Below are 22,859 nucleotides of genomic sequence, written 5' to 3'. Positions count from 1 at the left end.
TCCCGGCCTTGTCGACGTTGCCGAAAGAATGTGGCGAGACGAACTGAACAGCGCCGCTCATCTACACGCGGTTTCGGACTCACAGGGACTACCCGCCCTGCCCGCACCTCTCGTGCCGACGCTGCCGCGTCCACCGCAAGCCCGGCTCGCGATGCGTGACGACACATGATCGCCCCTCTTGGGTGAGCCGGGATGGACGACACATACGCCGAAACCGAATTTCGGTAAAGTGGAATATTTTTAGCAAGGCGGATTGACAGAGGGCGACACAGCAAGCTGCCGTAGGGTGGGCAAGGCGAAGCATGCCCACGTTTTTGGTCGTCATCGAGAAATCATGCGCTCCGCGCAAGTGCGCCTTTGCCCACCTACGAGAGTTCGCTACGCGTTTTCCACGCCCGCCTCTTCCGGCGTGAAATCATACACCGAGCTGCAGAACTCGCAGGTCACCACGACCTTGTCGTCCTTGACCATGGCAGCGCGGTCGTCGGGCGAGAAGCTCTTCAGCATCGATGCGACCGCATCGCGCGAGCAGGAGCATTGCGCCTTGAGGACCATCGGATTGAACACGCGCACGCCGCGCTCGTGAAACAGGCGGAACAACAGCCGCTCGCCGGAGAGCTCGGGATCAATCAGCTCGACGTCCTCGACGGTCTCGATCAGCGAACGCGCCTCGACCCAGGCGTCGTCTTCGGCAACGCTGTGCACCTCGACGCCATCGGGGGCATCGCCGGGATGCAGATCGGCCTGCCGCGCGCGCTCCGCCGCCTTCGGCAGAAACTGCATCAGCATGCCGCCGGCGCGCCAGCGATGCTTGCCGCCGTCGTTGGAGCGCCACTCTTCGCCGACCGCGAGGCGCACGCGCGTCGGGATCTGCTCGGAGCGCAGGAAATATTCGTGGGCGGCGTCTTCGAGGCTGCCGCCGTCGAGCGCGACCAGGCCCTGATAGCGGCTCATGTCGGGGCCCTGGTCGATGGTCATGGCGAGATGACCGCGGCCGAGCAGCGTGCCGGAATCTTTGGTATCGCCGAGACGCGCGGCATCGAAGCGCGCATAGGCCCGCAGGCGATCCGGCGCCATGTAGTCGACGACCAGGAACGACACCGGGCCGTCGGTCTGGGCCTGCAGGATGAAGCGCCCCTCGAATTTCAGCGCCGAGCCGAGCAGCGTCGTCAGCACGATTGCCTCGCCGAGCAGCTTGCCGACCGGCGCGGGGTAATCGTGCTTGGTCAGGATCTCGTCGAGCGCCGGGCCAAGCCGCACCAGGCGCCCGCGCACGTCGAGCGCGTCGACCTCGTAGGGCAACACGGCGTCATCGATCGGAACCGCTGATGGCGCGCGAACCGGGCCTTCGGGGCCGGCTTTCATCTCAGGGGATTGGGAAACCATGGGCGTTATCTGGGGTCGGTGGGTAGGAAATGGAAGGGGCGCGGGGTGGGGGGGTTCGGGGGCGATAAGGTTGCACAACGTTGCGGCAAATTCGATTTCGTCCCGGACAAGCGTAAGCGCAGCTCCGGGACCCATAACCACAGGACGCTGTTTGGCGAAGACCGCTCGCCTCCGCCAGCCTGCCACAAGAGAGATTCCGCGGTATGGGTCCCTGCGTTCGCAGGGACGACAGTTGTGCGTGCGGCGGCAGTCGGGCTTCCAGCGTCCTTACTTCACCGCGTCAAAGCACCAGGCCAGAATGCCCTTCTGCGCGTGCAGACGGTTTTCGGCCTCGTCGAAAACGACCGATTGCGGACCGTCGATCACTTCATCCGTGACCTCCTCGCCGCGATGGGCGGGCAGGCAGTGCATGAACAGCGCATCGGGTTTGGCCAGCGACATCAGCTTGCCGTTGACCTGATAGGGCTTGAGCACGTTGTGACGATGCTCGCCTTCCTTGTCGCCCATCGACACCCAGGTGTCGGTGACGACGCAGTCGGCGCCCTTCACGGCGGCCTCCGGATCGGTGCCGAGCATGATCGGCGCGCCGGTCGCCTTGATAAAGTCGCGCATCGCTTTTTTCGGCGCGAGCTCCGGCGGCGTTGCGACATTGAGCTGGAACTTGAAGCGCTCGGCGGCGTGAGCCCAGGACGCCAGCACGTTGTTGTCGTCGCCGGTCCAGGCCACCGTCTTGCCCTCGATCGGGCCGCGATGCTCCTCATAGGTCATGAGGTCGGCCATCACCTGGCAGGGATGCGATCGCCGCGTCAGGCCGTTGATGACGGGCACGGTGGCGTTGGCCGCAAGCTCCAGCAGCGCATCGTGGTTGAGGATGCGGATCATGATGGCGTCGACATAGCGGGACAGCACGCGCGCGGTGTCGGCGATGGTCTCGCCGCGGCCGAGCTGCATCTCGGCACCGGTGAGCATGATGGGCTCGCCGCCGAGCTGGCGCATCGCGACGTCGAACGACACGCGTGTCCGGGTCGACGGGCGCTCGAAGATCATCGCCAGCGTCTTGCCTTCGAGCGGCCTGACCGGCTGCTGCGCCTTCTGCTTCGCCTTCATGGCGGAGGACGCCGCGAGCATGGTCTTGAGCTCCGACAGCGGCAGCTCGTTGATATCGAGGAAGTGCTTCGGGGACTTGCTCATCAGCTTGCCGCCCGCTTGGTCTGGCTGGACGAGATTGCGACGCAGGCGCGCTCGAGCCGCCCGACGCTGTCCTCGATCTCGGCTTCGGTCACGATCAGTGGCGGCAGGAAACGCACGACATTGTCGCCGGCACCCACCGTGAGCAGTTTTTCATTGCGCAGTGCCGCGACGAGATCGCCGGAGGGCACCACGGCCTTGATGCCGATCAGAAGGCCCTCGCCGCGCACTTCGCTGACGACATCGCCATGACGGTCGATCACGGAGGCGAGCTTCTGCTTCAGCAGCAGCGACATCTTTTGCACGTGGTCAAAGAAGCCGGGCTTGAGCATGACGTCGAGCACCGCATTGGCCGCGGAGATCGCCAGCGGATTGCCGCCGAAGGTCGAGCCGTGCGAGCCGGGCCCCATGCCGGCCGCCGCATCCGCGGTCGCCAGCACAGCGCCGATCGGGAAGCCGCCGCCGAGCGCCTTCGCCAGCGACATCACGTCAGGCGCGACGCCGGTGCGCCGATAGGCGAACAGATCGCCGCTGCGGCCCATGCCGGTCTGCACCTCGTCGAAGGCGAGCAGCAGGCCCTTCTCGTCGCAAAGCTGGCGCAACGCCTTGAGGAAGGTCGGCGTTGCCGAGCGCACGCCGCCCTCGCCCTGGATCGGCTCGATCAGGATGCCGGCGGTGTGCGGACCGATCGCCTTCTTGACGGCCTCGATATCGCCATGCGGCACCTGGTCGAAGCCTTCCATGGGCGGACCGAAGCCTTCGAGATATTTTGCAGAGCCGGTCGCCGCGAGCGTTGCCAGGGTGCGGCCGTGAAACGCGCCTTCGAAAGTGATGATGCGATAACGTTCCGGATGGCCCTTGGAGAAGTGATGATGCCGGACCAGCTTGATCACGCCCTCCAGCGCTTCGGCGCCCGAATTGCAGAAGAACACGAAGTCCGCAAAGCTCTCGTTGCAAAGCCGGTTGGCGAGCTTTTCGCCATCCGGGCTCTGGAACAGGTTCGACATGTGCCAGAGCTTCGTCGCCTGCTCCTGCAGCGCCTTGATCAGATGCGGGTGGCAATGGCCGAGCGCATTCACAGCCACGCCCGAGGTGAAATCGAGATAGCGATCGCCATTCGTCGCGATCAGCCAGCAGCCTTCGCCGCGCTCGAAGCCGAGGTCGGCTCTGGCGAAAACGGGGAGCAAATGCGGCGCTGCGCTGTTAGTCATGATGTCACTTGAATGTTGAGGACGGTGTGACGCGTGCATTGCGCAACGCACCATCGACCGGCCCGGAAAACGAAACGTGCCGCCTTTTAAGGGCGGCACGCGGGACTATCTTATGCTTGGCAAGACGGGTGTCAATGCCGCCCGGAAAGCCTCGGGAAACGCTGAATCCGTAGTCTTGCGGTGCCGATTTTGCGGGTTTTCACCACGGAACATGTGGAAGCGAGTCGGCGGACTCTTGCGCGGGAGTCACGCCATATTGTAGCGTTTGGATTGTCAGATACGACATCTCGTGCAGCGGTTCTGATCTCAAGAGTCCTCATGTACCGGCGTAAACGTTCAGGCGTCAGTCACGCGCCCGGCGAGCCTTAAGGGATTCTGGCGGCACGGGTTTTTGAAGACTTAGGCAATCGCTGCGAGGCCCCAGGATGGCTGGCGCGTAGCGAGGGAAAGGGTGCAATGACGGTTTTGACCTGGTCCGACGATCGCGTCGAGCAGCTGAAAAAGCTCTGGGAGGCCGGACTTTCGGCCAGCCAGATCGCAGCTGAGCTCGGCAATGTGACCCGCAATGCCGTGATCGGCAAAGTGCACAGGCTCGGTCTGTCGGGCCGCGCCAAGAGCCCTTCATCGGCAGCGCCCCGGCCGCGCAAGGCGCGTCCCGCGCAGCACATGATGCGGGTGACCCGTCCCATCGCGCGCGGCAACACCGCGCTGGCGCAGGCCTTCGAGGTCGAGGTGGAGGCTGAACCGGTCACCTACGACAACGTGGTGCCGATGAGCCAGCGGCTGTCGCTACTCGAGCTGAACGAGGCGACCTGCCATTGGCCGGTCGGCGATCCCTCGAGCCCGGATTTCTTCTTCTGCGGCGGCAAGGCACTCTCCGGCCTGCCCTACTGCGCCCAGCATTCGCGCGTGGCGTATCAGCCGGCGGCGGATCGCCGTCGCGCGCCGGCGAAGCCGGGTCCGCGCTGAGCTTGTTGATCTAACTGATTGCAGCCGTCACACGATGACGGCTCAAACCACTCGGTGTCATCCCCGCGAACGCGGGGATCCATAACCACAGGGCGCAGTTGTCGCGCGAAATGGTCACTCCGAGTCTTCGCTAAACCACGCCCTGTGGTTATGGGTCCCTGCTTTCGCAGGGACGACACTGAGGGTGTGGCGGCAGCCCACCAAACCCCAACGCCTGCAAACCTTACGTCTGCTCCGCCTTCGCGAAGCGGTCGTCGAGCGCGTAGCCGGCGCCGCGGACGGTGCGGATCGGGTCCTGCTCGCGGCCGAGATTGAGCAGCTTGCGCAGGCGGCCGATATGGACGTCGACGGTGCGCTCGTCGATGTAGATGTCGCGGCCCCAGACGCTGTCGAGCAGCTGCTCGCGCGAGAACACGCGGCCGGGATGCTCCAGGAAAAACTCCAGCAGGCGATATTCGGTCGGGCCGAGATCGATCGGCCGGCCCGAGCGCGCCACGCGGCGCTTGTCGCGGTCGAGCTCGATGTCGCCATAGGCCAGCACCGTCGCGAGCCGCTCAGGACTGGCGCGCCGCAGCAGGCCCTTCACGCGCGCCAAAAGCTCTGGCACCGAGAACGGCTTGACGATGTAGTCGTCGGCGCCGGTCGCAAGTCCCCGCACCCGCTCGCTCTCCTCGCCGCGCGCGGTGAGCATGATGATCGGGAGCTGCTTGGTGTCGGGCCGCGTGCGCAGGCGGCGGCACAGCTCGATGCCTGACAGGCCCGGCAGCATCCAGTCGAGCACGATCAGGTCCGGGATGTGCTCCTTGAGGCGGGTGTCGGCGTCGTCGCCGCGCATGACCGTCTCGACGTCATAGCCGTCGCCTTCGAGGTTGTAGCGAAGCAGCTCGGTGAGAGCTTCCTCGTCCTCAACCACCATAATGCGTGCGCCCATCGGGTCGTCGCTCCTTCAAGTCTTCAGGTATTCGGGACCGTCGTGGCAAAGGTGGTCATGTCGCCCTTCGGCCGCTTGTCGGTGATCGCCTGGCCCTCGATCATGTAGAACACGGTCTCGGCGATGTTGGTGGCGTGGTCGCCGATCCGCTCGATGTTCTTGGCGCAGAACATCAGATGGATGCAGAACGAGATGTTGCGCGGATCCTCCATCATGTAGGTGAGGAGCTCGCGGAACAGCGAGGTGCAGATCGCGTCGACTTCCTCGTCGCCCTTCCACACCGCCATCGCCGCCGGCAGATCATGCGCGGCATAGGCGTCCAGCACCGACTTGACCTGCTGCTGCACGAGGTCGGTCATGTGCTCCAGGCCGCGGAACAGCTTCAGCGGATGGAAGTCGGTCTCCAGCGCGGCGACGCGCTTGCCCATGTTCTTGGCGAGGTCGCCGATGCGCTCGAGGTCGGTCGCAACGCGCATGGCGCCGACGATCTCGCGCAGATCCACCGCCATCGGCTGGCGACGGGCGATGGTGAGCACCGCACGTTCCTCGATGCGCTTCTGCAGCGCGTCGAGCTCGGCGTCGATGGTGACGACGCGCTGGCCGAGCGCGACGTCGCGGCGGATCAGCGCGTCGACGGAATCGACGATCATGCGCTCGGCGATGCCGCCCATCTCGGCGACCAGGCGGGTGAGCTCCTGGAGGTCGGTGTCGAAAGCTTTTGCGGTATGTTCGGTACCCATGTCGCGTCTCCTCAGCCGAACCGGCCGGTGATGTAATCCTGCGTGCGCCGGTCGCTCGGCGACGTGAAGATCTTGCTGGTGTCGTCGAACTCGATCAGCTCGCCGAGATACATGAAGGCGGTCTTGTCGGAGACGCGCGCGGCCTGCTGCATGTTGTGGGTGACGATCGCGATCGTGTAGTTCTCGGACAGTTCCTGGATCAGCTCCTCGACCTTGGCGGTCGAGATCGGGTCGAGCGCCGAGCAGGGCTCGTCGAACAGGATCACCTCAGGCCGCACCGCGACGGTGCGGGCGATGCACAGACGCTGCTGCTGGCCGCCGGAGAGCGACAGGCCGGAGGCGTTGAGCTTGTCCTTGACCTCGTTCCAGAGCGCGCCGCCGCGCAGCGCCTTCTCGACGCGGTCGTCCATCTCCGACTTCGAGATCTTCTCGTAGAGGCGGATACCGAAGGCGATGTTCTCGTAGATCGTCATCGGGAACGGCGTCGGCTTCTGGAACACCATGCCGACCCGGGCGCGCAGCAGATTGAGGTCGAGCCTGGGGTCGAGGATGTTGGTCTGGTCCAGCATGAGCTGGCCGGTGGCGCGCTGGCCCGGATAGAGGTCGTACATCCGGTTGAAGATGCGCAGCAGGGTCGACTTGCCGCAGCCCGACGGGCCGATGAACGCCGTGACGCGGTTGGCGCCCAGCGTCAGGTTGATGTTCTTCAGCGCGTGGTGCTCGCCGTAATAGAAATTGAGATTGCGCACCGTCACCTTGGCCGGGGCTTCCGGCAGCGGCTGCGAGGCCAGATGAGCGTTGGAACTCATGGATACGGACAGGTCGGTCATTTTGCAGTCCTCTCGGCGCCGAGGATGCGCGCGCCAATGTTCAGGGCAAGCACGGTGAGCGTGATCAGCAGCGCGCCGCTCCAGGCGAGCTGCTTCCAATAGGCGTAGGGGCTCTGGACGAAGTTGTTGATGGTGACCGGCAGGTTGGCCATCGTCTTGTTCAGGCCGAGGCTGAAGAACTGGTTCGACAGCGCGGTGAAGAGCAGCGGCGCGGTCTCGCCGGCGACGCGGGCGGTGGCGAGCAGCACGCCGGTGATGAGGCCCGACCGGGCCGCACGATAGGCGATACGCTTGATCACCAGCGAGCGTGGCAGGCCGAGCGCCGAGGCCGCCTCGCGCAGGGGATTCGGCACCAGCAGCAGCATGTCCTCGGTGGTGCGCAGCACGACCGGGATCACGATGACGGCGAGCGCCAGGCTGCCTGCGATCGCGGAGAAGCCACGCATCGGCACCACCACCGCGCCATAGATGAACAGGCCGATGATGATCGAGGGCGCCGAGAGCAGGATGTCGTTGATGAAGCGGATCACCGAGGTCAGCCGGTCGTTGCGGCCGTATTCGGCAAGGTAGGTGCCGGCGAACAGGCCGAGCGGCGCGCCGATGCCGACGCCGATCAACGTCATGATGATCGAACCGACGATCGCGTTGCGCAGGCCGCCTTCGGTCGAACCCGGCGGCGGCGTATCCGCGACGAAGATCTCGAGATTGAGGCCGGCCAGGCCGTTGAAGAGCAGCGTGATCAGGATCAGCGCCAGCCAGGTGACGCCGAAGGCGGCCGCGGCGAAGCAGAGCCCGCGGATGACGATGTCCTTGCGGCGACGACGCGAATAGATCGGATTGAGCGCCATGACGTTACTTCCCCGCCTTCTTGTCCAGCCGCATCAGCATCAGCCGCGCTGCGGCCAGCACGAAGAACGTCAGCACGAACAGCAAGAGGCCGAGCAGGATCAGGCCGGACTGGTGCAGGCCGTCGCTCTCGGCGAATTCGGATGCGATCGCCGCCGAGATCGTGGTGCCCGGCGCGAAGATCGATGAGGAGATGCGGAACGAATTGCCGATGATGAAGGTCACCGCCATTGTCTCGCCGAGCGCGCGGCCCAGCGCCAGCATGACGCCGCCGATGATGCCGACGCGGGTGTAGGGGATCACCACGCTGCGGACGACTTCCCAGGTGGTGCAGCCGACGCCGTAGGCGGCCTCCTTCAGCACCGGCGGCACCGTCTTGAACACGTCGACCGAGATCGAGGTGATGAAGGGCAGCACCATGATGGCGAGGATCAGCGCGGCGTTGAACGTGCTGAGATAGGACGGCGGACCCGCGAAGATCGCACCCAGCACGGGCACGCCGTCGAAGATCCTGATCATGAAGGGCTGGAAGGTGTTGGCCAGGAACGGGCCCAGCACGAAGAAGCCCCACATGCCGTAGATGATCGAGGGAATGCCGGCGAGCAGCTCGATCGCCATGCCGATCGGGCGGCGCAGCCATTGCGGGCAGAGCTCGGTGAGGAAGATCGCAATGCCGAGACCGACGGGAATGGCGATCAGCATCGCGATGAAGGAGGTGACGAGCGTACCGTACATCGGCCCTAGCGCGCCGAGCACGGGCGGATCGGCCGACGGCGCCCAGCGCTGCGTCCACAGGAAGGAGAAGCCGTATTCCTTCATCGCCGGGAACGCGCCGACGATCAGCGAGACGATGATGCCGCCGAGAATGAGCAGCACCGAGATCGCGGACAGCCGCGTGATCCAGTAGAAGGTGACGTCGCCGAGCTTGAACGCGCTCAACGCCTTGGCGCGGTCATACGGTCCGGCGTCGTCGATTACATCGCTCTGAACGGCCATTTCTGCCACGCCGATCCCCTGTGCCCGATAATATACGCTTGTTGTCAGTCTTTTTGTCGGTCTCGCGCTCCGGACGCGGCGCGCGCCGATCCGGAGCGGAAGTCTTGTAGTTCCGGCCCTCGCGGAGCGGCACACTGGACGATGCTTCGCATCGCCAGGGCCGCACCGCGGCCGGGACACGAGGGTCTTACTTAGCTCTTGATCTCGGCAGCCCAGGTCTTCTCGATCAGGCTCACGACGCCTTCGGGCATCGGGATGTAGTCGAGCTCTTCAGCCGCCTTGCCGCCGCTCTTGAAGGCCCAGCGGAAGAACTTGATGGCTTCCTGCGAGGCCGCCTTGTCGGTGGCGGACTTGTGCATGAGGATGAAGGTCGCCGCCGTGATCGGCCACGACTTCTCGCCGGGCTGGTCGGTCAGGATGACGTAGTAGCCGGGCGCCTTGGCCCAGTCGGCGTTGGAGGCGGCCGCCTGGAAGGCTTCGACGGTCGGCTGCACCGGCTTGCCGGCCTTGTTGACGAGACCGGTGTAGGTCAGTTTGTTCTGCTTGGCATAGGCGTACTCGACGTAGCCGATCGAGTTCTTGGTCTGGCTGATGTTGCCCGACACGCCTTCGTTGCCCTTGGCGCCGACGCCGACCGGCCACTCGACCGCGGTGCCTTCACCGACCTTGCTCTTCCAGTCCGCGCTGGCCTTGGCGAGATAGTTGGTGAAGTTGAAGGTGGTGCCCGAACCGTCCGAGCGGCGGACCACGGTGATGGCGTCCGAGGGCAGCTTCAGATTCGGATTGAGCTTCTTGATCGCGGCGTCGTCCCACTTGGTGATCTTGCCGAGATAGATGCTGGCGAGCGTCTCGCCGTCGAACACCATCTCGCCGGGCTTCACGCCCTCGAGGTTGACGACGGGGACGATGGCGCCCATCACCATCGGCCACTGGACGAGGCCGTCCTTCTCGAGCTGCTCGGCCTTGAGCGGCGCGTCGCTGGCGCCGAAGGTCACGGTCTTGGCCTGGATCTGCTTGATGCCGCCGCCGGAGCCGATCGACTGGTAGTTCAGACCGTTGCCGGTCTCTTTCTTGTAGGCGTCAGCCCATTTGGAATAGATCGGGAATGGGAAGGTGGCACCGGCACCGGTGATGTCGGCAGCAAAGGCCGCCGTCGTCGAAGCGGCGACCATGCCGGCAGCGACGATCGTTTTGAGGAAATTCATGCTGGTCTCCATTGGGGGGAGCGAAGCGCCAACCGCGCCCGATCGCGCTCCCCGCGCCGCCCCTTTAGGAGCGGTCGGCTGTGCTTTTACGAAGGTTTCGTGACAGTCGGATGACACACTCAAGCGATTGGAATCGCGTGAGTTTCAGGTCTAAACTAAAGTCTTAGCCTGGGGAAAACAGGCGGTGAAAGTGGCGCCCTGCCGGGGCACACTTTCGATCAAAAGCCGGCCGCGATGGCGGTTAAGAATATGTTTCACCAGCGATAATCCAAGCCCCGTGCCGCCCTGCGAGCGGCTGTCGCCGACGTCGACCCGGTAGAACCTCTCGGTCAGCCGCGGCAGGTGCTCGGGCGCGATGCCGGGGCCGAAATCGCGGACCATGATCCGGATTTCCTGAGTTCCATCAGTGGCTGCGGCTGAGGTCAGCGACACGATGACGCGTCCGCCGGAGGCACCGTATTTGAGCGCGTTCTCGATCAAATTCTCGAACAGGCGGAGCAGCTCCTCGCGGTCGCCCGCGATCATCACCGCCCCTTCAGGCAGATGGATCTCGACCTCGACCTGGCGCTCGCGCGCCAGCGGCTCGAGCCCGTCGGCGACCTGACGGATGATCGGCAGCAGGTCGACCAGGGTGTCGGGCCGGACATGGGCCGACAGCTCGACCCGCGACAGCGACAACAGGTCGTCGATCAGGCGCGCCATGCGGGTGGCCTGGTTGTGCATGATGCCGAGGAAGCGCTCGCGCGCCTTGGGATCGTCCTTGGCCTGGCCCTGCAGCGTGTCGATGAAGCCCGACAGCGCGGCCAGCGGCGTGCGCAGCTCGTGGCTGGCATTGGCGACGAAGTCGGCGCGCATCTCCTCCACCCGGCGCAGCGGCGTCTGGTCGTGGAAGGTCATCAGCATGCATTTGTCGGCGCCGCCGAAGCTGGTCGGCACCGGCACCGGCGTGATCATGAGCTCCAGCCAGCGGTCGACCGGGACGTGGTCGAGATAGGTCGCGCGCCGCGGCTCGGTGGTCGCGATCGCCTCGCGCAGCGCCGTGATGATCTCCGGCGAGCGCAGCGCGAACTGGGCGAGCTCGTTCCGGCGCAGCGCCGGCGCGAGCTGGGCGGCGGCGGCGTTGAGGTGGATGACGCGGCCGGCGCGGTCGAGCAGCACCGCCGGATCCGGCATGCCGGCGACGACCGCGGCCACTGCCGCGCTCTCGACCGGGTTGATGCGCCTGACGTCGTCGCGCGAGGCGGCGGGATCATGCAGCCGCCACGGGACCAGCGCCGCCGCCGCGATACAGAGGAACACGATCGCGGCGTGCAGCGCCGACAATTCGCCGAGCGAGACGACGACGGACAGCGCCAGCGCCGCGGCGATCAGGATCACGGTCGAATGCCGCAGCCGGTCGGACCAGGGCTGGGCGGAGGGAGAAGATGGGGCGTCGATCGCCATCGGGGCGGACTTCTCCTGGGGCTTGTCTGAAGGCCTGTCCAAATAAGGCTTGGCGCCGTCAGGCACCGCTGTCGCTGCGCTCTCTCACATAAGCGGCTTCACGCGCCGGGCCGGGGTCGAGCTTGAGCGCCGCCTGCTGCAAGCGCTTCGATCTTGCGCCGATGATAACTTCGCGAAACGTCAGCAAGATTACAGATATGACGAAGGGCGACAGATAATAGAGGACGCGGAACAGCAGCATGCCGCCCAGAAGTTCCTCGCGATCCATCTGCCAGAGACCGACCAGCATGGCGGCGTCGAACACCCCTAGCCCGCCGGGCGAGTGGCTGGCGAAGCCGAGCAGGGTGGCCGAGACGAAGATCACCGCGACCACCACGAAGCCGAGATTGGGCTCGTCCGGGACCAGCACGTACATCGCGAGCGCGCAGAAGCCGAGATCGACGATGCCGATCGCGATCTGGAGCAGCGTCAGCGGGCCGCCCGGCAGCACCACGGTCCAGGGCCCGCGGCCGACCACGCGCGGCTGGGTCCAGACCCAGACCACATAGCCGACCAGCCCGACGATGATCATCAGCGCCAGCGCCCGGTTCAGCCAGGGCGGCAGCTGGTCGATCGAGGCGGCGGCTTCCGGATGATAGGAGATGCCGAGGCCGAGCACGGCGGCATTGCCGAGCCAGAAGGTCAGGCCGGCGAGGAAGCAGATCTTCGCGACGTCGATCGCGTTCAGCCCGTAGGCCGAATAGATGCGGTAGCGCACCGCGCCGCCGGTGAAGACGGATGCACCGACATTGTGGCCGATCGAATAGCTGGTGAAGGCCGCGAGCGCGTTGATGCGATAGGGCACATGGGCATGGCCGATCGCGCGCACGGCGAACAGGTCGTAGAAGGTCAGGGTGAAATAGCCCGCGGTGACGAACAGCGCCGCCATCGCGATCTGGGTCGGCTCGGTGCTCTTGATCGCTTCGAGGACTTCGTTGAAATCGATGCCTCGCAACATGTGGTAGAGCACATAGCAAGCGATGCCGATGACCGCGACGCTGATCACAACGCCAAGCTTATGCAGGACTTGCTTCTGGCGCAGAAACGACATCGCCCTGCGTATGGCTTCCAGCATCTAGACCTCGAACAACGCTTCAGCGGCCAGGGTGGCCGGCGAACAGGCGGACGACGCACTGGCACTCAACGAACCCTCGCCGCCGGCTCCGGTATCGCGCATGCCCCCCAGCCCTCCACTAGCGCGTTTTGGGGCGGAGTGGAATTCGCCAATTCGAACAAAAACACGTGCATTCAATATTTTAGGCAGGGTTGCGGGCTCCTGATGCACGGTTTGGCGCCTTCGGCGGCAGGACTTGAGGCGAATCTCCATGGCGATCCTGCGCAGGCGCCATGAAGTTTTGATGATTTCGGCCGCACAATGTTCCTTCACGCCTTAAGCCGACGTCAATCTATGGCCCGCGCGCGCCTGTTGAAAGAGGGGGCAATCCCGGCGTCCGTTCGACGGGGTATCCGATCCGCCGGAAGGTCGCGGGCCCCGGGCGCAGCCTCAAGGCGCGGTCAAATAGCCGCGGCCATAGGCGCCGGCCTGATCTTCGAAGATCGCCATGGCCGTGGTCATCCGCCTGAAGCCCAGGCGTTCGTAAAACCCCTCCTTGCCAGGCACCGCATAGAGGATGATCTTGCGATGCCCGCGGCAACGCACAAGCAGGCGCTCGATGAGGTCGCGGCCGAGCCCCCGCCCCTGGTGGTCCAGGTGCACGGCGACATCACAGAGATAGGCGCAGTCGCGGCCGTCGGCCAGCACGCGCCCCGCGCCCACGATGCGGCCATCGTCCCTCGCGAAGGCGCGAAACATGCTGTTGCCGAACACCAGCGCGAGATCGGCCGGCGCCTTGTTGCCGAGCGGCGCGATGCGATAGAGCTCGGATAGCTCATCCCAGTCGATCCCGGCGAGATCGTCGGCCCAGACAATCGACATCGCGAAAACCCTCCTGGCTCAGCCCCGCGCGGCGGTGACGGCCGCGACGATATCGTCCCCGTCAGGAAAATGACCTTTGCTGCGGCTAGCGACAATCCGGTCGCCGAGCCTCACCTGGAAGACGCCGCCCGTGCCGGGGACGAGATCCGCTTCCAGCCCGAGTTGCCGGCGCAACGCCGCGGCCGCCTCCTTGGCGCGCTTCTCGTATCCGCACGGCCGGCAATAGATGATGGTCACGTCGGACATCTCGTCCTCCTTCAGGCCGCAAGCTGGGGACGCACCGCTTCGATGCCGGCGATCCAGCCGGCAACGGAACGGCCGATGGCATCGGGATGATCCTCCTGGAGGTAATGCCTGCCAGGCCCGAGGCGGACGAGCGCGCAGTGCTGCAGCGAGGCCGCAAAGGTCTCGGCAAATTCGGGAGCGACGACGGCCCCCGGCTCGCCTGCGAAGAGCAGCTTCGGATATGCAGACGCTCTGAGCGACGCATGAGCCGATTGCAGCGCTTGATCGACATCGGCAGGCTCGCCCGCGATCGGCAATTCACGCGGGAATGCAAGAACGGGACGGCGGCTGTCCGGCGTCGGAAACGGCGCGCGATACGGCACCATCTCGTCTTCGCTCAAGGTGCGCATGATGCCGCCGGGCAGCACGCGTTCGACGAAGGCGTTCGCCTCCAGGATCATTGCTTCCCCCTCGCCCGGGGTCCTGAATTTGCGGAACGTCTCGCGCGCAGCTTCGACCTGATGGAAATCCTGCCAGGTCGGCATCGGCCGGATGAACTCCATGAAGGCGAGGCCGCGCACCAAGGCCGGCCGGCGCGCCGCGAGATGAAATGCGAGCGCCGTGCCCCAATCCTGCGCAACGAGATAGGCTGAGCTGATGCCGAGTTCTTCGATAAACGCGTCGAGATAACGGACATGATCGAAGAAGCGGTAGGCGATATCAGGCTTGCCGGACCGGCCGAAACCGATGAGATCGGGCGCGATGCAACGTGCCACCGGCGATACCAGCGGCAGGATGTTTCGCCAGATGTGCGAGGACGTCGGATTGCCGTGAAGGAAGAGCGCGACCGGCGCATCCTGCGCGCCCGTGTCGCGATAAACCATCGTGCTTCCCAGCACGGAGGCGCTGCGGATCTGGATCTCGGCTTGCTGGCTCATGTCGGCTCCTTGAACACGGTTTTGAAAGCGATGGTCTTGAAGCGTTCGAGCGCCGTGGGCGTGCGGTCGACCTTCATGCGAAGGATCGCGCCCTGCCAGGACGCTAGCAGGAAATCGGCAAGTTCCTCGGGCTCGAATTCGGAATCGATCTCGCCGCTCCTCTGCGCCTCGCTGATGCAGGCCGCGAAGGGCACGCGCCACTCGGCAAAGATTTCGGCAAGGCGGCTGCGCAGCATCTCGCTGCTGCCGGCAGCTTCCAGGCTGAGATCGCCGATCAGGCAGCCGCGTCCGTAGCCGTCGGCTTCGAGCCGTCCGGAGATGATGTCGAGATAGCGCTTGAGCCGCGCCCGCGGGGTCAGAGAGGCGTCTTCAAGGGCCTCCGCGACCAATCCCTTCGTGATCTCGAAATAGCGATCGAGCACCTCCGAGGCGAACGCTTCCTTGGAGCGGAAATGATTGGTGAAGGACCCCTGCGGGGCGCCTGCCGCGGTGGTGACATCGCGCACACTGGTGCCGTGATAGCCGGTCCGGAACATGACCTTGAGGCCGGCGTCGAGGATGGCGTCTTTGAGTGAGGGCTTGGGCATGGAGAGATAATACGTACGTACGTATTATTGTCAAGTCGTGCGTTTGACGCCTCTCTCGACGACGTGTCCGAACAGAAATGGGCCTGGCGGTGGAGCTTCAGCCGGTCCGCATGCTGCGCGAGACCACGCGGTCGCGCAGCCAGGCGCCGATGGTGCAGCCGACCAGATAGCAGGCGAACATGATCAGGCCGAGGTCGAGCCAGTAGCCGAAGCGGCCGGGCACGACGTGTGCGAACGAGGCCGCGACCAGGGCGGCAGCAAGCGCGGCGAGCCAGCGCGCCGTCACCTTCGAGGTGCCGTTGCCGCGCTGGACCACCGAGATCCAGCCCATGCAAAAGCCCAGCAGCAGCGAGCCGATCAGCCAGCCCAGATGGAACGAGACGAGATAGGGCATCGTCACCTCACCAGGAATTCGATACGTCGGTTCTGCGCCTTGCCTTCGTCGGTGTCGTTGCCGGCGAGCGGCTGCGTGCTGCCATGGCCGACCGCCGTGAAGCGGCTGGCGGGCAGGCCGGCCTTGACCAGATAATCGATCACCGCCTGCGCGCGCTTCTCCGAGAGAGCCCGGTTGAAGCCGTCCTCGCCGTCGGCATCGGTATGCCCGGCGACCTCGACATTGGTGGTGGGGCAGCGCAGCGCCGTTTCGATCAGATGATCGAGGATGGCGGCGGAATCCGGATCGATGTCGGCGCGCTTGGCTGCGAAGCGGATCTTGCCCTTGGCCAGGAGCTCGGAGAACAATTGCTGACACACGGTGCCATCGACCGGGCCTGCCGCCGGCTTCACGGTGATCTCCGGCTTGTACTGCCAGTTTTTTGGGAAGTCCTTGCCGAGGCCCGCGCGGATGTCGTTGGCGGCCCCCTCGTAGAGCGCATCGCCCGACAGCTTCACCTCGCGGTCGGAGACGACGAGCGTGCCGGTCGACAGTCGCGACAGCGCGCCGAGGGCTGCGATCACGGCGGTGTTGAAGGAGCCGGGCGCGCCGATGCTGGCCTTGAGATTGTCGACCACCTTTTCGGTGAAGAATTTTCGCGCGGCGCTGGTGGCGATCGCCGCGTGGATGGTGTTGTCGGGAACATAGCCGGTCAGCGTCACGGTCGCGGCGACCGGATCCTTGTAGGCCTGGAAGATATAGGGCGGCGCCTTGACGTCGTTGGCGGCGATCGAAAAGCCCTCGGGCAGGTTCTTCAGCGCCGCCACGATCGCCTCGCGGCCGCCGAGATCGCGCGCCATGCCCGACAGATTGACCTTGGTGTCCGTGATCGTGATCTTGCCGTCCTTCAGCTTGCCGATCTGGTCCAGCAACAGCGTCGCTGCGGCCTCGAACCGCGGCGGCGCACCGCGCGCCAGCCCCATCTGGTCGGCCACCTCGACCCCGCCGACCTCCTTGCGGGCCGCCTCGGTCAGCCGGCCCTTCATCGACGGCAAGGGCGCGGAGCCTGACAGCGTCACCCGCACCACGTCGCGCTCGGCGTTCCAGACGAAGGGTTTGGCCTCGGGAACAAGGCGGGTCCGATCGTCGACCAGGCGGACGCCGGGGACGGTCTCGACCGCCATCACGGCATCCCGCCGACCCTCCTCGGAGAAGGCGTCCGCGGCCAGGCTGACATCGCGGCCATCGACCGCAATCCGGGTCTTGTCCAGCACGGTGTCCTTCAGCGCAGCCGAGCTGCGCGCCGACAGGTCGGCTTCGACCGGTAAGGTATTATTCCAGGCCGCAAATCCCCACATGACGGCCAAGGGGATCAGCCCCGGCCACCATTTGCTGGCCCACTTGAAAAGCTTCTTCATTCGACGACCCGAACTCTGGAACCGGAGACAAAACAAACCCTTGGCAGGCTGTCAAACCGGAAATGGTGCTGTTGCGAAGGGCCCGCCTGGACAATCGGAATAACTTTTTCTTCAAGGGTTCTTCCGTAAGTTGAAAGCGGAATGCCAGAGTCCGCCAGCGGGTCATGAAACAACTGCGTAACAACGTCATCCGCGCCGGGCTGGAAGCACTCTATTTCAGCGGGGCGCACCATCTGCTGCGCCCGCTTTTGTCGGGCGTCGGCGCCATTTTCATGCTGCACCACGTACGGCCGGCCCGTGAGGCCGCGTTCCAGCCGAACCGGCATCTCGAAGTCACCCCCGAGTTCCTGCGCGCGACGCTGTGCCATCTGCGCTCGCGCGACATCGACATCGTCAGCATGGACGAGCTGCATGAGCGGCTGGTGCAGGGCCGGTTCGACCGCCGCTTCGCTGCCTTCACCCTCGACGACGGCTATCGCGATAATCTGGATTATGCGCTGCCCGTGCTGCGCGAATTTGACGCGCCTCTGGCGGTCTATGTCGCGAGCGATTTTGCCGAGGGCACTGGACGGCTGTGGTGGGCGGCGCTGGAGGCCGTGATCGCCAAGACCGATCAGGTCGACGTCAGAATCGGGAATTCCGCGCTGCGGCTCGATGCGACGACGCCCGCGGCCAAGCAGGTAACGTTCGACCGCCTCCACGACTGGCTGCGCGCGCTACCGGGCGAGCACGATCTGGCGCGAGAGATCGAGGCGCTCTGCGCGACATACGACGTCGACATGGCAGCGCTGTGCCGCAGCCTCTGCCTGTCCTGGGCCGAGGTGAAGAGCTTTGCCGCCGATCCGCTGGTCACGATCGGCGCGCATAGCGTCAGCCATTGCAACCTCGCCAAGGTGGCCGAAGACGTCGCCGCGCAGGAGATCGCCACGAGCCGCGCGCGGATCGAGCAGGCGCTGCAGCGGCCCGTGCTGCATCTCGCCTATCCCTATGGCGACCGCGAGGCCGCGGGGATGCGCGAATTCGGCCTTGCTGCAACGGCGGGCTTCAAGACTGCGGTGACGACGCGGCCCGGCATGCTGTTCGCCGACAATGCCGCCCACATGACGGCGCTGCCGCGCGTCTCCCTCAACGGCAACTACCAGGATGCAAGAATCCTCCCCGTTCTGACCTCGGGCGCGGCGACCGCGATGTGGAACGGCTTCCGCCGGATCGCGGCGGCGTAGCCGCCGTCGTCCCTGCGAACGCAGGGACCCATACCGCGTGATCTATCGATTGCGATTGGTAGACGTACCGAACGACCAGCCTTCGCCAAACTACTCCCTGTGGGTATGGGTCCCCGCGTTCGCGGGGACGACACCGAGTAGGTTCGACCGGCGTCACGCCACACGGCGATCTAATTCCAGCCTTTCTTGACTCCCCTCCCCCGCCCGCCCAAAACTTCGTCAACCCAGGGAGGCATCATGTTCAACGATCTGTTCTCGCTCAAAGGCCGCGTCGCACTGGTGACCGGCGGCTCGCGCGGCATCGGCAAAATGATCGCGGCGGGATTTCTCGGCGCCGGCGCCGCGAAGGTCTACATCACCGCGCGCAAGGCGGGACCGTGCGAGGAGACCGCCAAGGCGCTCACCGCGCAATATGACGGCGAGTGCATCGCGCTGCCGATCGACATCTCGACGCTCGCCGGCGCCGAGCTGCTGGCAACAGAGTTCAGCAAGCGCGAGCCGAAGCTCGATATCCTCGTGAACAATGCGGGTGCCGCCTGGGGCGCGGAGTTCGACGAGTTTCCGGAGAGCGGCTGGGACAAGGTGATGAACCTCAACGTCAAGGCGCCGTTCTTCCTGACCAAGGCGCTGGCCGCGCCGCTGCGCGCAGCCGCAAGCGCGGAGCGGCCGGCGAAGGTGATCAACATCGCCTCGATCGACGGCATCTTCGTCAATCCGATGGAGACCTATTCCTACGCCGCGAGCAAGGCCGGGCTGATCCATTTGACCCGGCGCATGGCGGTGAAGCTGATCTCCGACCACGTCGTGGTCACGGCAATCGCGCCGGGCCCGTTCCAGTCCGACATGAACCGCGCCGCGCGCGACCATGGCGACGAAGTCGCAACGCGCGTGCCCGCGGGGCGCATCGGCACCGACGAGGACATGGCGGGCGCCGCAATCTATCTCGCCTCGCGCGCGGGCGATTACGTGGTGGGCGCGACCATCGCGGTGGACGGCGGCATCGTCTACGCCAATCCGGGGATCAAGGGGAGCGGGTGGGATAGCTGAGGGGGCAAATGGTGAGTAGCGAATGGCGAATGGAGTTTATTGCCCCATTCGCTACTCGCTGCTCGCCAGCCTCTACGACTCGATCTTCACGTACTCGAAATCGCCGGGCTTGTTGTCGATACCGACCTTCGGCGGCGAGATCCACGAGGCGAACTTGCCGCTCTCGGTGACGGGCTGCATCAGCGAGGTGATGAAGTCGCCGTCGGCGGTCGAGGGCAACCATTCGTCCTTGCGCTTCGCCCAGGTGGCATCGTCGATCAGGAGGCCGTCGGGCGTCGCGCGCACGTCCTTGAACTCGCCGATGTGGCGATGGAAGGCGACGTTGGGCAAGGTCAGCTTGAAGTCGTAGCCCGCGGTCGAGATCACCTTGTTCCAGCGCAGCATGCCCTTGACGCAATCCTGGCTGTAATCGTCGCGCAGGCGCATGTTGAGCGCGGTCAGCGCCGGCTCGTCGACCAGCTTGATCTCGCCGTTGATGAACTTCAGCACCGGATAGGTGGCGTTCTTGAGCTGGTGATCGTCCTCGATCTGGGTCTCGTGATAGCGGCCCTTGATGCCGGCATTGAAGGCGTTGGCCGCGTTGGTCGAGACCTCCGAGCCAAACAGATCGAGCGACAGCGTGTAGTGCAGGTTCAGCTTCTTCTGGATGGTCGGAAGATCGATCACCCCGAGCGCGCGGACTTTCGCGATGTCGGTGGGATCGGTGATGCCGGCCTCGCGCATCGCATCGCAGGTGCGCTGCACGACACGGGTGATGCCGGTCTCGCCGACGAACATGTGGTGCGCTTCTTCCGTGAGCATGAAGCGGCAGGTGCGCGACAGCGGATCGAAGCCGGACTGCGCGAGCGAGTGCAGCTGCATCTTGCCGTCACGGTCGGTGAAATAGGTGAACATGAAGAAGGACAGCCAGTCCGGCGTCGCCTCGTTGAAGGCGCCCAGCATGCGCGGGGCATCAGCATCGCCGGAGCGGCGGCGCAGCAAGTCATCTGCTTCCTCGCGGCCGTCGCGGCCGAAATATTTCTGCAGCAGGTAGACCATCGCCCAGAGGTGGCGGCCCTCCTCGACATTGACCTGGAACAGGTTGCGCATGTCGTAGAGCGAAGGCGCGGTCTTGCCGAGATGACGCTGCTGCTCGACCGAGGCCGGCTCGGTGTCGCCCTGGATCACGATCAGGCGGCGCAGCATGGCGCGATGCTCGCCCGGGACTTCCTGCCAGGCCGGCTCGCCGTAGTGCTCGCCGAACGGCACGACGCGATTTTCCTCCTGCGGCGCGAGGAGAATGCCCCAGCGATAGTCGGGCATGCGGACATAGTCGAACTTGGCCCAGCCGCGCGGATCGACGGAGTAAGCGGTGCGCAAATAGACCAGCGATTCCTGGAAACCTTCCGGCCCCATGTCGCTCCACCAATCCATGTAGCCGGGATGCCAGCCCTCGAGCGCCTTGAGCACCTGGCGATCTTCGGCAAGATTGACGTTGTTCGGAATCTTGGTCGAGTAGTCGACGTTCATGATGTTCATGTTCATGTGGACCTCCCGTGGGGGACTAGCTCGTTAAAGGGGCGAATGGCGAATGGCGAGTAGCGAATGGAAACTCCTATTCGCCATTCGCCACTCCCTACTCGCTAGACTCGCGTCATATCGAATTTCGGCTTCTGGCCGCTGCCGTAGCGGCGCAGCGCGCCTTCCTCGCCGACCGCGTTGGGGCGCTGGAAGATCCAGTTCTGCCATGCGGTGAGGCGCGAGAAGATTTTCGATTCCATCGTCTCCGGGCCGACGAAGCGCAGGCTCGCTTCCATGCCGGTGAGGCTGTCGGGCGAGAAGCTGGCGCGCTCCTCCAGGAACACGCGGACCTCGTCGTCCCAGTCGATGTCGTCGAGCGCGAAGGTGACGAGGCCGAGCTCTTCCGCCTGCTCGGCGTCGAGCGCGGTACCCATCGTGGCTTCCGCGCGCTCCACATCCGACGGATCGGCCTGGAAGCGCGACTCCAGCCGCGTCAGGCCGTGGCTCATCGGATACGGGCCGAAATTCATGGCGGAGAGCTCTATCGACGGCGGCGGGCGGTTATCGCCCTGGCGCGTGCCGATCAGCATGTAGGAGCGGTCGGCGGCGAAGACGAGCTCGGCGAGCGTGCCGGCAAAGCAGGAGCCGGGCTCGACCAGCGTCACCAGCGTGCGCGAGGTGACGTCGATGCGCTTCAGCACGCGCTTCCAATAATGTCTGATTTCGTTGACCAGCCAATGCGCCTTGTTGGCTTCGAGGAAGGCGTCGTGCGCGAGCACATGAGCGCGGTCGCCATGGCTCTTGAACACCAGCATGGCGATCTCGAGCTCGTTGATGCGCAAGTGCAGGATGGCGTCATCGAGCTCACGCGCGACCTGGAGCGGCCAGAACGACGCGCCTAGCGCCATCATGCCGTCGATATCGGCGGGCGGCGCGGTTTCCGGCGCCTTGATCGAGATGGTGGCGATGCGAGCTGTGCGATCGACGTCGACCGTGACGAAGCTGTAACGGATGCTGTTCTCGTCGATGATGCGCTTGAGCTGTGTCAGCGCGACGCCCTTGCCGCTGCCCTTGCGCTTCGAGGCGGTCGCGAACTCCTTGGCGCGCTCGGCGATCTTGGCCTCTAACTTCGAGTTCGGCGCGATCTCGTCGACGAGGCGCCATTGCACGGCGCGCTTGCCCTTGACGCCTTCCTCGATGGTGCAGAAGAAATCGGCATGATCGCGGCGCACCTTGCGCTTGTCGACGACGCGCGTCAGCCCGCCGGTGCCCGGCAGCACCGCGAGCAGCGGCACCTCGGGCAGCGCGACGGCCGACGAGCCGTCGTCGGCGAGGATGATGTGGTCGGTCGCGAGCGCCAGCTCATAGCCGCCGCCGGCGGCCGAGCCGTTCACCACGGTGATGAAGCGCTGGCCGGAATTCTCCGAGGAATCTTCCATGCCGTTGCGGGTCTCGTTGGTGAACTTGCAGAAGTTCACCTTGTGGGCATGGGTCGAGCCCGCGAGCATGCGGATGTTGGCGCCGGCGCAGAACACGCGGTTCTTGGCCGAGCGCATCAGCACGACCTTCACGTCCGGATGCTCGAAGCGCAGCCGCTGGACCGCATCCGCCAGCTCGATGTCGACGCCGAGATCGTAGGAATTGAGCTTGAGCAGATAGCCCTCGAACAGGCCGCCATTCTCGTCGACGTCCATGGTCAGCGTCGCGACGTCACCGTCGACCGCGAGCTTCCAGTGCTTGTAGCGGGACGGTTCGGTCTGGAAATCGATGAATGTCGCGCCGCCTGCGAGGCGCCGATCTTCCCCGGCCATGGGCCACCCTTGAGCTC

The 22,859-nt window shown here is 65.1% G+C and carries 22 protein-coding genes; 3 read left to right on the top strand and 19 right to left on the bottom strand.

The window, feature by feature from the left end; all coding sequences use genetic code 11:
- Positions 1-378 precede the first annotated feature (378 nt).
- From RAD04_RS27735 to RAD04_RS27725, 3 genes are all read right to left on the bottom strand, one after another.
- Positions 379-1,386 carry an Hsp33 family molecular chaperone gene (locus RAD04_RS27735; RefSeq protein WP_461626328.1) on the bottom strand — a complete coding sequence of 336 codons (1,008 nt, stop codon included), beginning with the start codon at positions 1,384-1,386 and terminating at the stop codon, positions 379-381.
- Positions 1,387-1,653: 267 nt separating this feature from the next.
- Positions 1,654-2,577, bottom strand: a complete 924-nt coding sequence (gene argF, locus RAD04_RS27730; RefSeq protein WP_461626327.1) for an ornithine carbamoyltransferase — start codon at positions 2,575-2,577, stop codon at positions 1,654-1,656.
- A complete protein-coding gene (locus tag RAD04_RS27725; protein ID WP_461626326.1) occupies positions 2,577-3,785 on the bottom strand; it encodes an acetylornithine transaminase in 1,209 nt (402 codons plus the stop codon). The genes argF and RAD04_RS27725 overlap by 1 nt, the downstream gene beginning before the upstream one ends.
- Positions 3,786-4,241: 456 nt before the next feature.
- Here RAD04_RS27725 and RAD04_RS27720 point away from each other — a divergent pair, with 456 nt between their 5' ends.
- Positions 4,242-4,754 carry a GcrA family cell cycle regulator gene (locus tag RAD04_RS27720; RefSeq protein WP_014491301.1) on the top strand — a complete coding sequence of 171 codons (513 nt, stop codon included), beginning with the start codon at positions 4,242-4,244 and terminating at the stop codon, positions 4,752-4,754.
- 223 nt (positions 4,755-4,977) lie between these two features.
- On the opposite strand, the gene phoB is transcribed toward RAD04_RS27720, so the two are convergent.
- From phoB to RAD04_RS27650, 14 genes are all read right to left on the bottom strand, one after another.
- On the bottom strand, positions 4,978-5,685 hold the full coding sequence (gene phoB, locus RAD04_RS27715; protein WP_018316913.1) for a phosphate regulon transcriptional regulator PhoB: 708 nt from the start codon (positions 5,683-5,685) through the stop codon (positions 4,978-4,980).
- 23 nt (positions 5,686-5,708) lie between these two features.
- Complete coding sequence (gene phoU, locus RAD04_RS27710; RefSeq protein ID WP_018316912.1) at positions 5,709-6,425, bottom strand: phosphate signaling complex protein PhoU; 717 nt, start codon at positions 6,423-6,425, stop codon at positions 5,709-5,711.
- An 11-nt stretch (positions 6,426-6,436) separates the two neighbouring features.
- Complete coding sequence (gene pstB, locus RAD04_RS27705; RefSeq protein WP_028139784.1) at positions 6,437-7,255, bottom strand: phosphate ABC transporter ATP-binding protein PstB; 819 nt, start codon at positions 7,253-7,255, stop codon at positions 6,437-6,439.
- On the bottom strand, positions 7,252-8,103 hold the full coding sequence (gene pstA, locus RAD04_RS27700; RefSeq protein WP_461616103.1) for a phosphate ABC transporter permease PstA: 852 nt from the start codon (positions 8,101-8,103) through the stop codon (positions 7,252-7,254). Before pstA ends, pstB begins: the two co-directional genes overlap by 4 nt.
- A gap of 4 nt (positions 8,104-8,107) precedes the next feature.
- Positions 8,108-9,097 (bottom strand): phosphate ABC transporter permease subunit PstC, encoded by a 990-nt coding sequence (gene pstC / locus RAD04_RS27695; protein ID WP_026201750.1) that lies wholly within the window; start codon positions 9,095-9,097, stop codon positions 8,108-8,110.
- Between the two features lie 191 nt (positions 9,098-9,288).
- Positions 9,289-10,302: a phosphate ABC transporter substrate-binding protein PstS gene (gene pstS, locus RAD04_RS27690; protein ID WP_461626325.1), complete on the bottom strand. Its 1,014-nt coding sequence runs from the start codon at positions 10,300-10,302 to the stop codon at positions 9,289-9,291.
- A 150-nt stretch (positions 10,303-10,452) separates the two neighbouring features.
- Positions 10,453-11,745, bottom strand: a complete 1,293-nt coding sequence (locus RAD04_RS27685) for an ATP-binding protein (RefSeq protein ID WP_461626324.1) — start codon at positions 11,743-11,745, stop codon at positions 10,453-10,455.
- 58 nt (positions 11,746-11,803) lie between these two features.
- A complete protein-coding gene (locus RAD04_RS27680) occupies positions 11,804-12,859 on the bottom strand; it encodes a putative bifunctional lysylphosphatidylglycerol flippase/synthetase (protein ID WP_028139780.1) in 1,056 nt (351 codons plus the stop codon).
- A 429-nt stretch (positions 12,860-13,288) separates the two neighbouring features.
- Positions 13,289-13,720 carry a GNAT family N-acetyltransferase gene (locus RAD04_RS27675; protein ID WP_461626323.1) on the bottom strand — a complete coding sequence of 144 codons (432 nt, stop codon included), beginning with the start codon at positions 13,718-13,720 and terminating at the stop codon, positions 13,289-13,291.
- Between the two features lie 18 nt (positions 13,721-13,738).
- Positions 13,739-13,966: a SelT/SelW/SelH family protein gene (locus RAD04_RS27670; protein ID WP_461626322.1), complete on the bottom strand. Its 228-nt coding sequence runs from the start codon at positions 13,964-13,966 to the stop codon at positions 13,739-13,741.
- 11 nt (positions 13,967-13,977) lie between these two features.
- A complete protein-coding gene (locus RAD04_RS27665) occupies positions 13,978-14,883 on the bottom strand; it encodes a haloalkane dehalogenase (RefSeq protein WP_461626321.1) in 906 nt (301 codons plus the stop codon).
- On the bottom strand, positions 14,880-15,470 hold the full coding sequence (locus tag RAD04_RS27660) for a TetR/AcrR family transcriptional regulator (RefSeq protein ID WP_461626320.1): 591 nt from the start codon (positions 15,468-15,470) through the stop codon (positions 14,880-14,882). Before RAD04_RS27660 ends, RAD04_RS27665 begins: the two co-directional genes overlap by 4 nt.
- Before the next feature lie 97 nt (positions 15,471-15,567).
- Positions 15,568-15,864 carry a hypothetical protein gene (locus RAD04_RS27655; protein WP_165637786.1) on the bottom strand — a complete coding sequence of 99 codons (297 nt, stop codon included), beginning with the start codon at positions 15,862-15,864 and terminating at the stop codon, positions 15,568-15,570.
- Between the two features lie 2 nt (positions 15,865-15,866).
- Positions 15,867-17,261: an OmpA family protein gene (locus RAD04_RS27650; protein WP_104463374.1), complete on the bottom strand. Its 1,395-nt coding sequence runs from the start codon at positions 17,259-17,261 to the stop codon at positions 15,867-15,869.
- Between the two features lie 164 nt (positions 17,262-17,425).
- On the opposite strand from RAD04_RS27650, the gene RAD04_RS27645 reads away from it, so the two are divergent.
- Both RAD04_RS27645 and RAD04_RS27640 read left to right on the top strand, forming a co-directional pair.
- Positions 17,426-18,484: a polysaccharide deacetylase family protein gene (locus RAD04_RS27645; RefSeq protein WP_461626319.1), complete on the top strand. Its 1,059-nt coding sequence runs from the start codon at positions 17,426-17,428 to the stop codon at positions 18,482-18,484.
- Positions 18,485-18,721: 237 nt separating this feature from the next.
- Positions 18,722-19,531, top strand: coding sequence for an SDR family oxidoreductase (locus RAD04_RS27640; protein WP_461626318.1), 810 nt, complete (start codon positions 18,722-18,724; stop codon positions 19,529-19,531).
- Between the two features lie 72 nt (positions 19,532-19,603).
- Here RAD04_RS27640 and boxB read toward each other — a convergent pair whose 3' ends face one another.
- Positions 19,604-21,055: a benzoyl-CoA 2,3-epoxidase subunit BoxB gene (gene boxB, locus RAD04_RS27635; RefSeq protein WP_461626317.1), complete on the bottom strand. Its 1,452-nt coding sequence runs from the start codon at positions 21,053-21,055 to the stop codon at positions 19,604-19,606.
- Positions 21,056-21,153: 98 nt separating this feature from the next.
- Positions 21,154-22,842: a 2,3-epoxybenzoyl-CoA dihydrolase gene (gene boxC, locus RAD04_RS27630; protein WP_461626316.1), complete on the bottom strand. Its 1,689-nt coding sequence runs from the start codon at positions 22,840-22,842 to the stop codon at positions 21,154-21,156.
- Between the last annotated feature and the right edge of the window lie 17 nt (positions 22,843-22,859).

Source organism: Bradyrhizobium sp. 25ACV, assembly GCF_054863005.1.
This window is presented reverse-complemented; position numbering and strand designations above follow the sequence as displayed.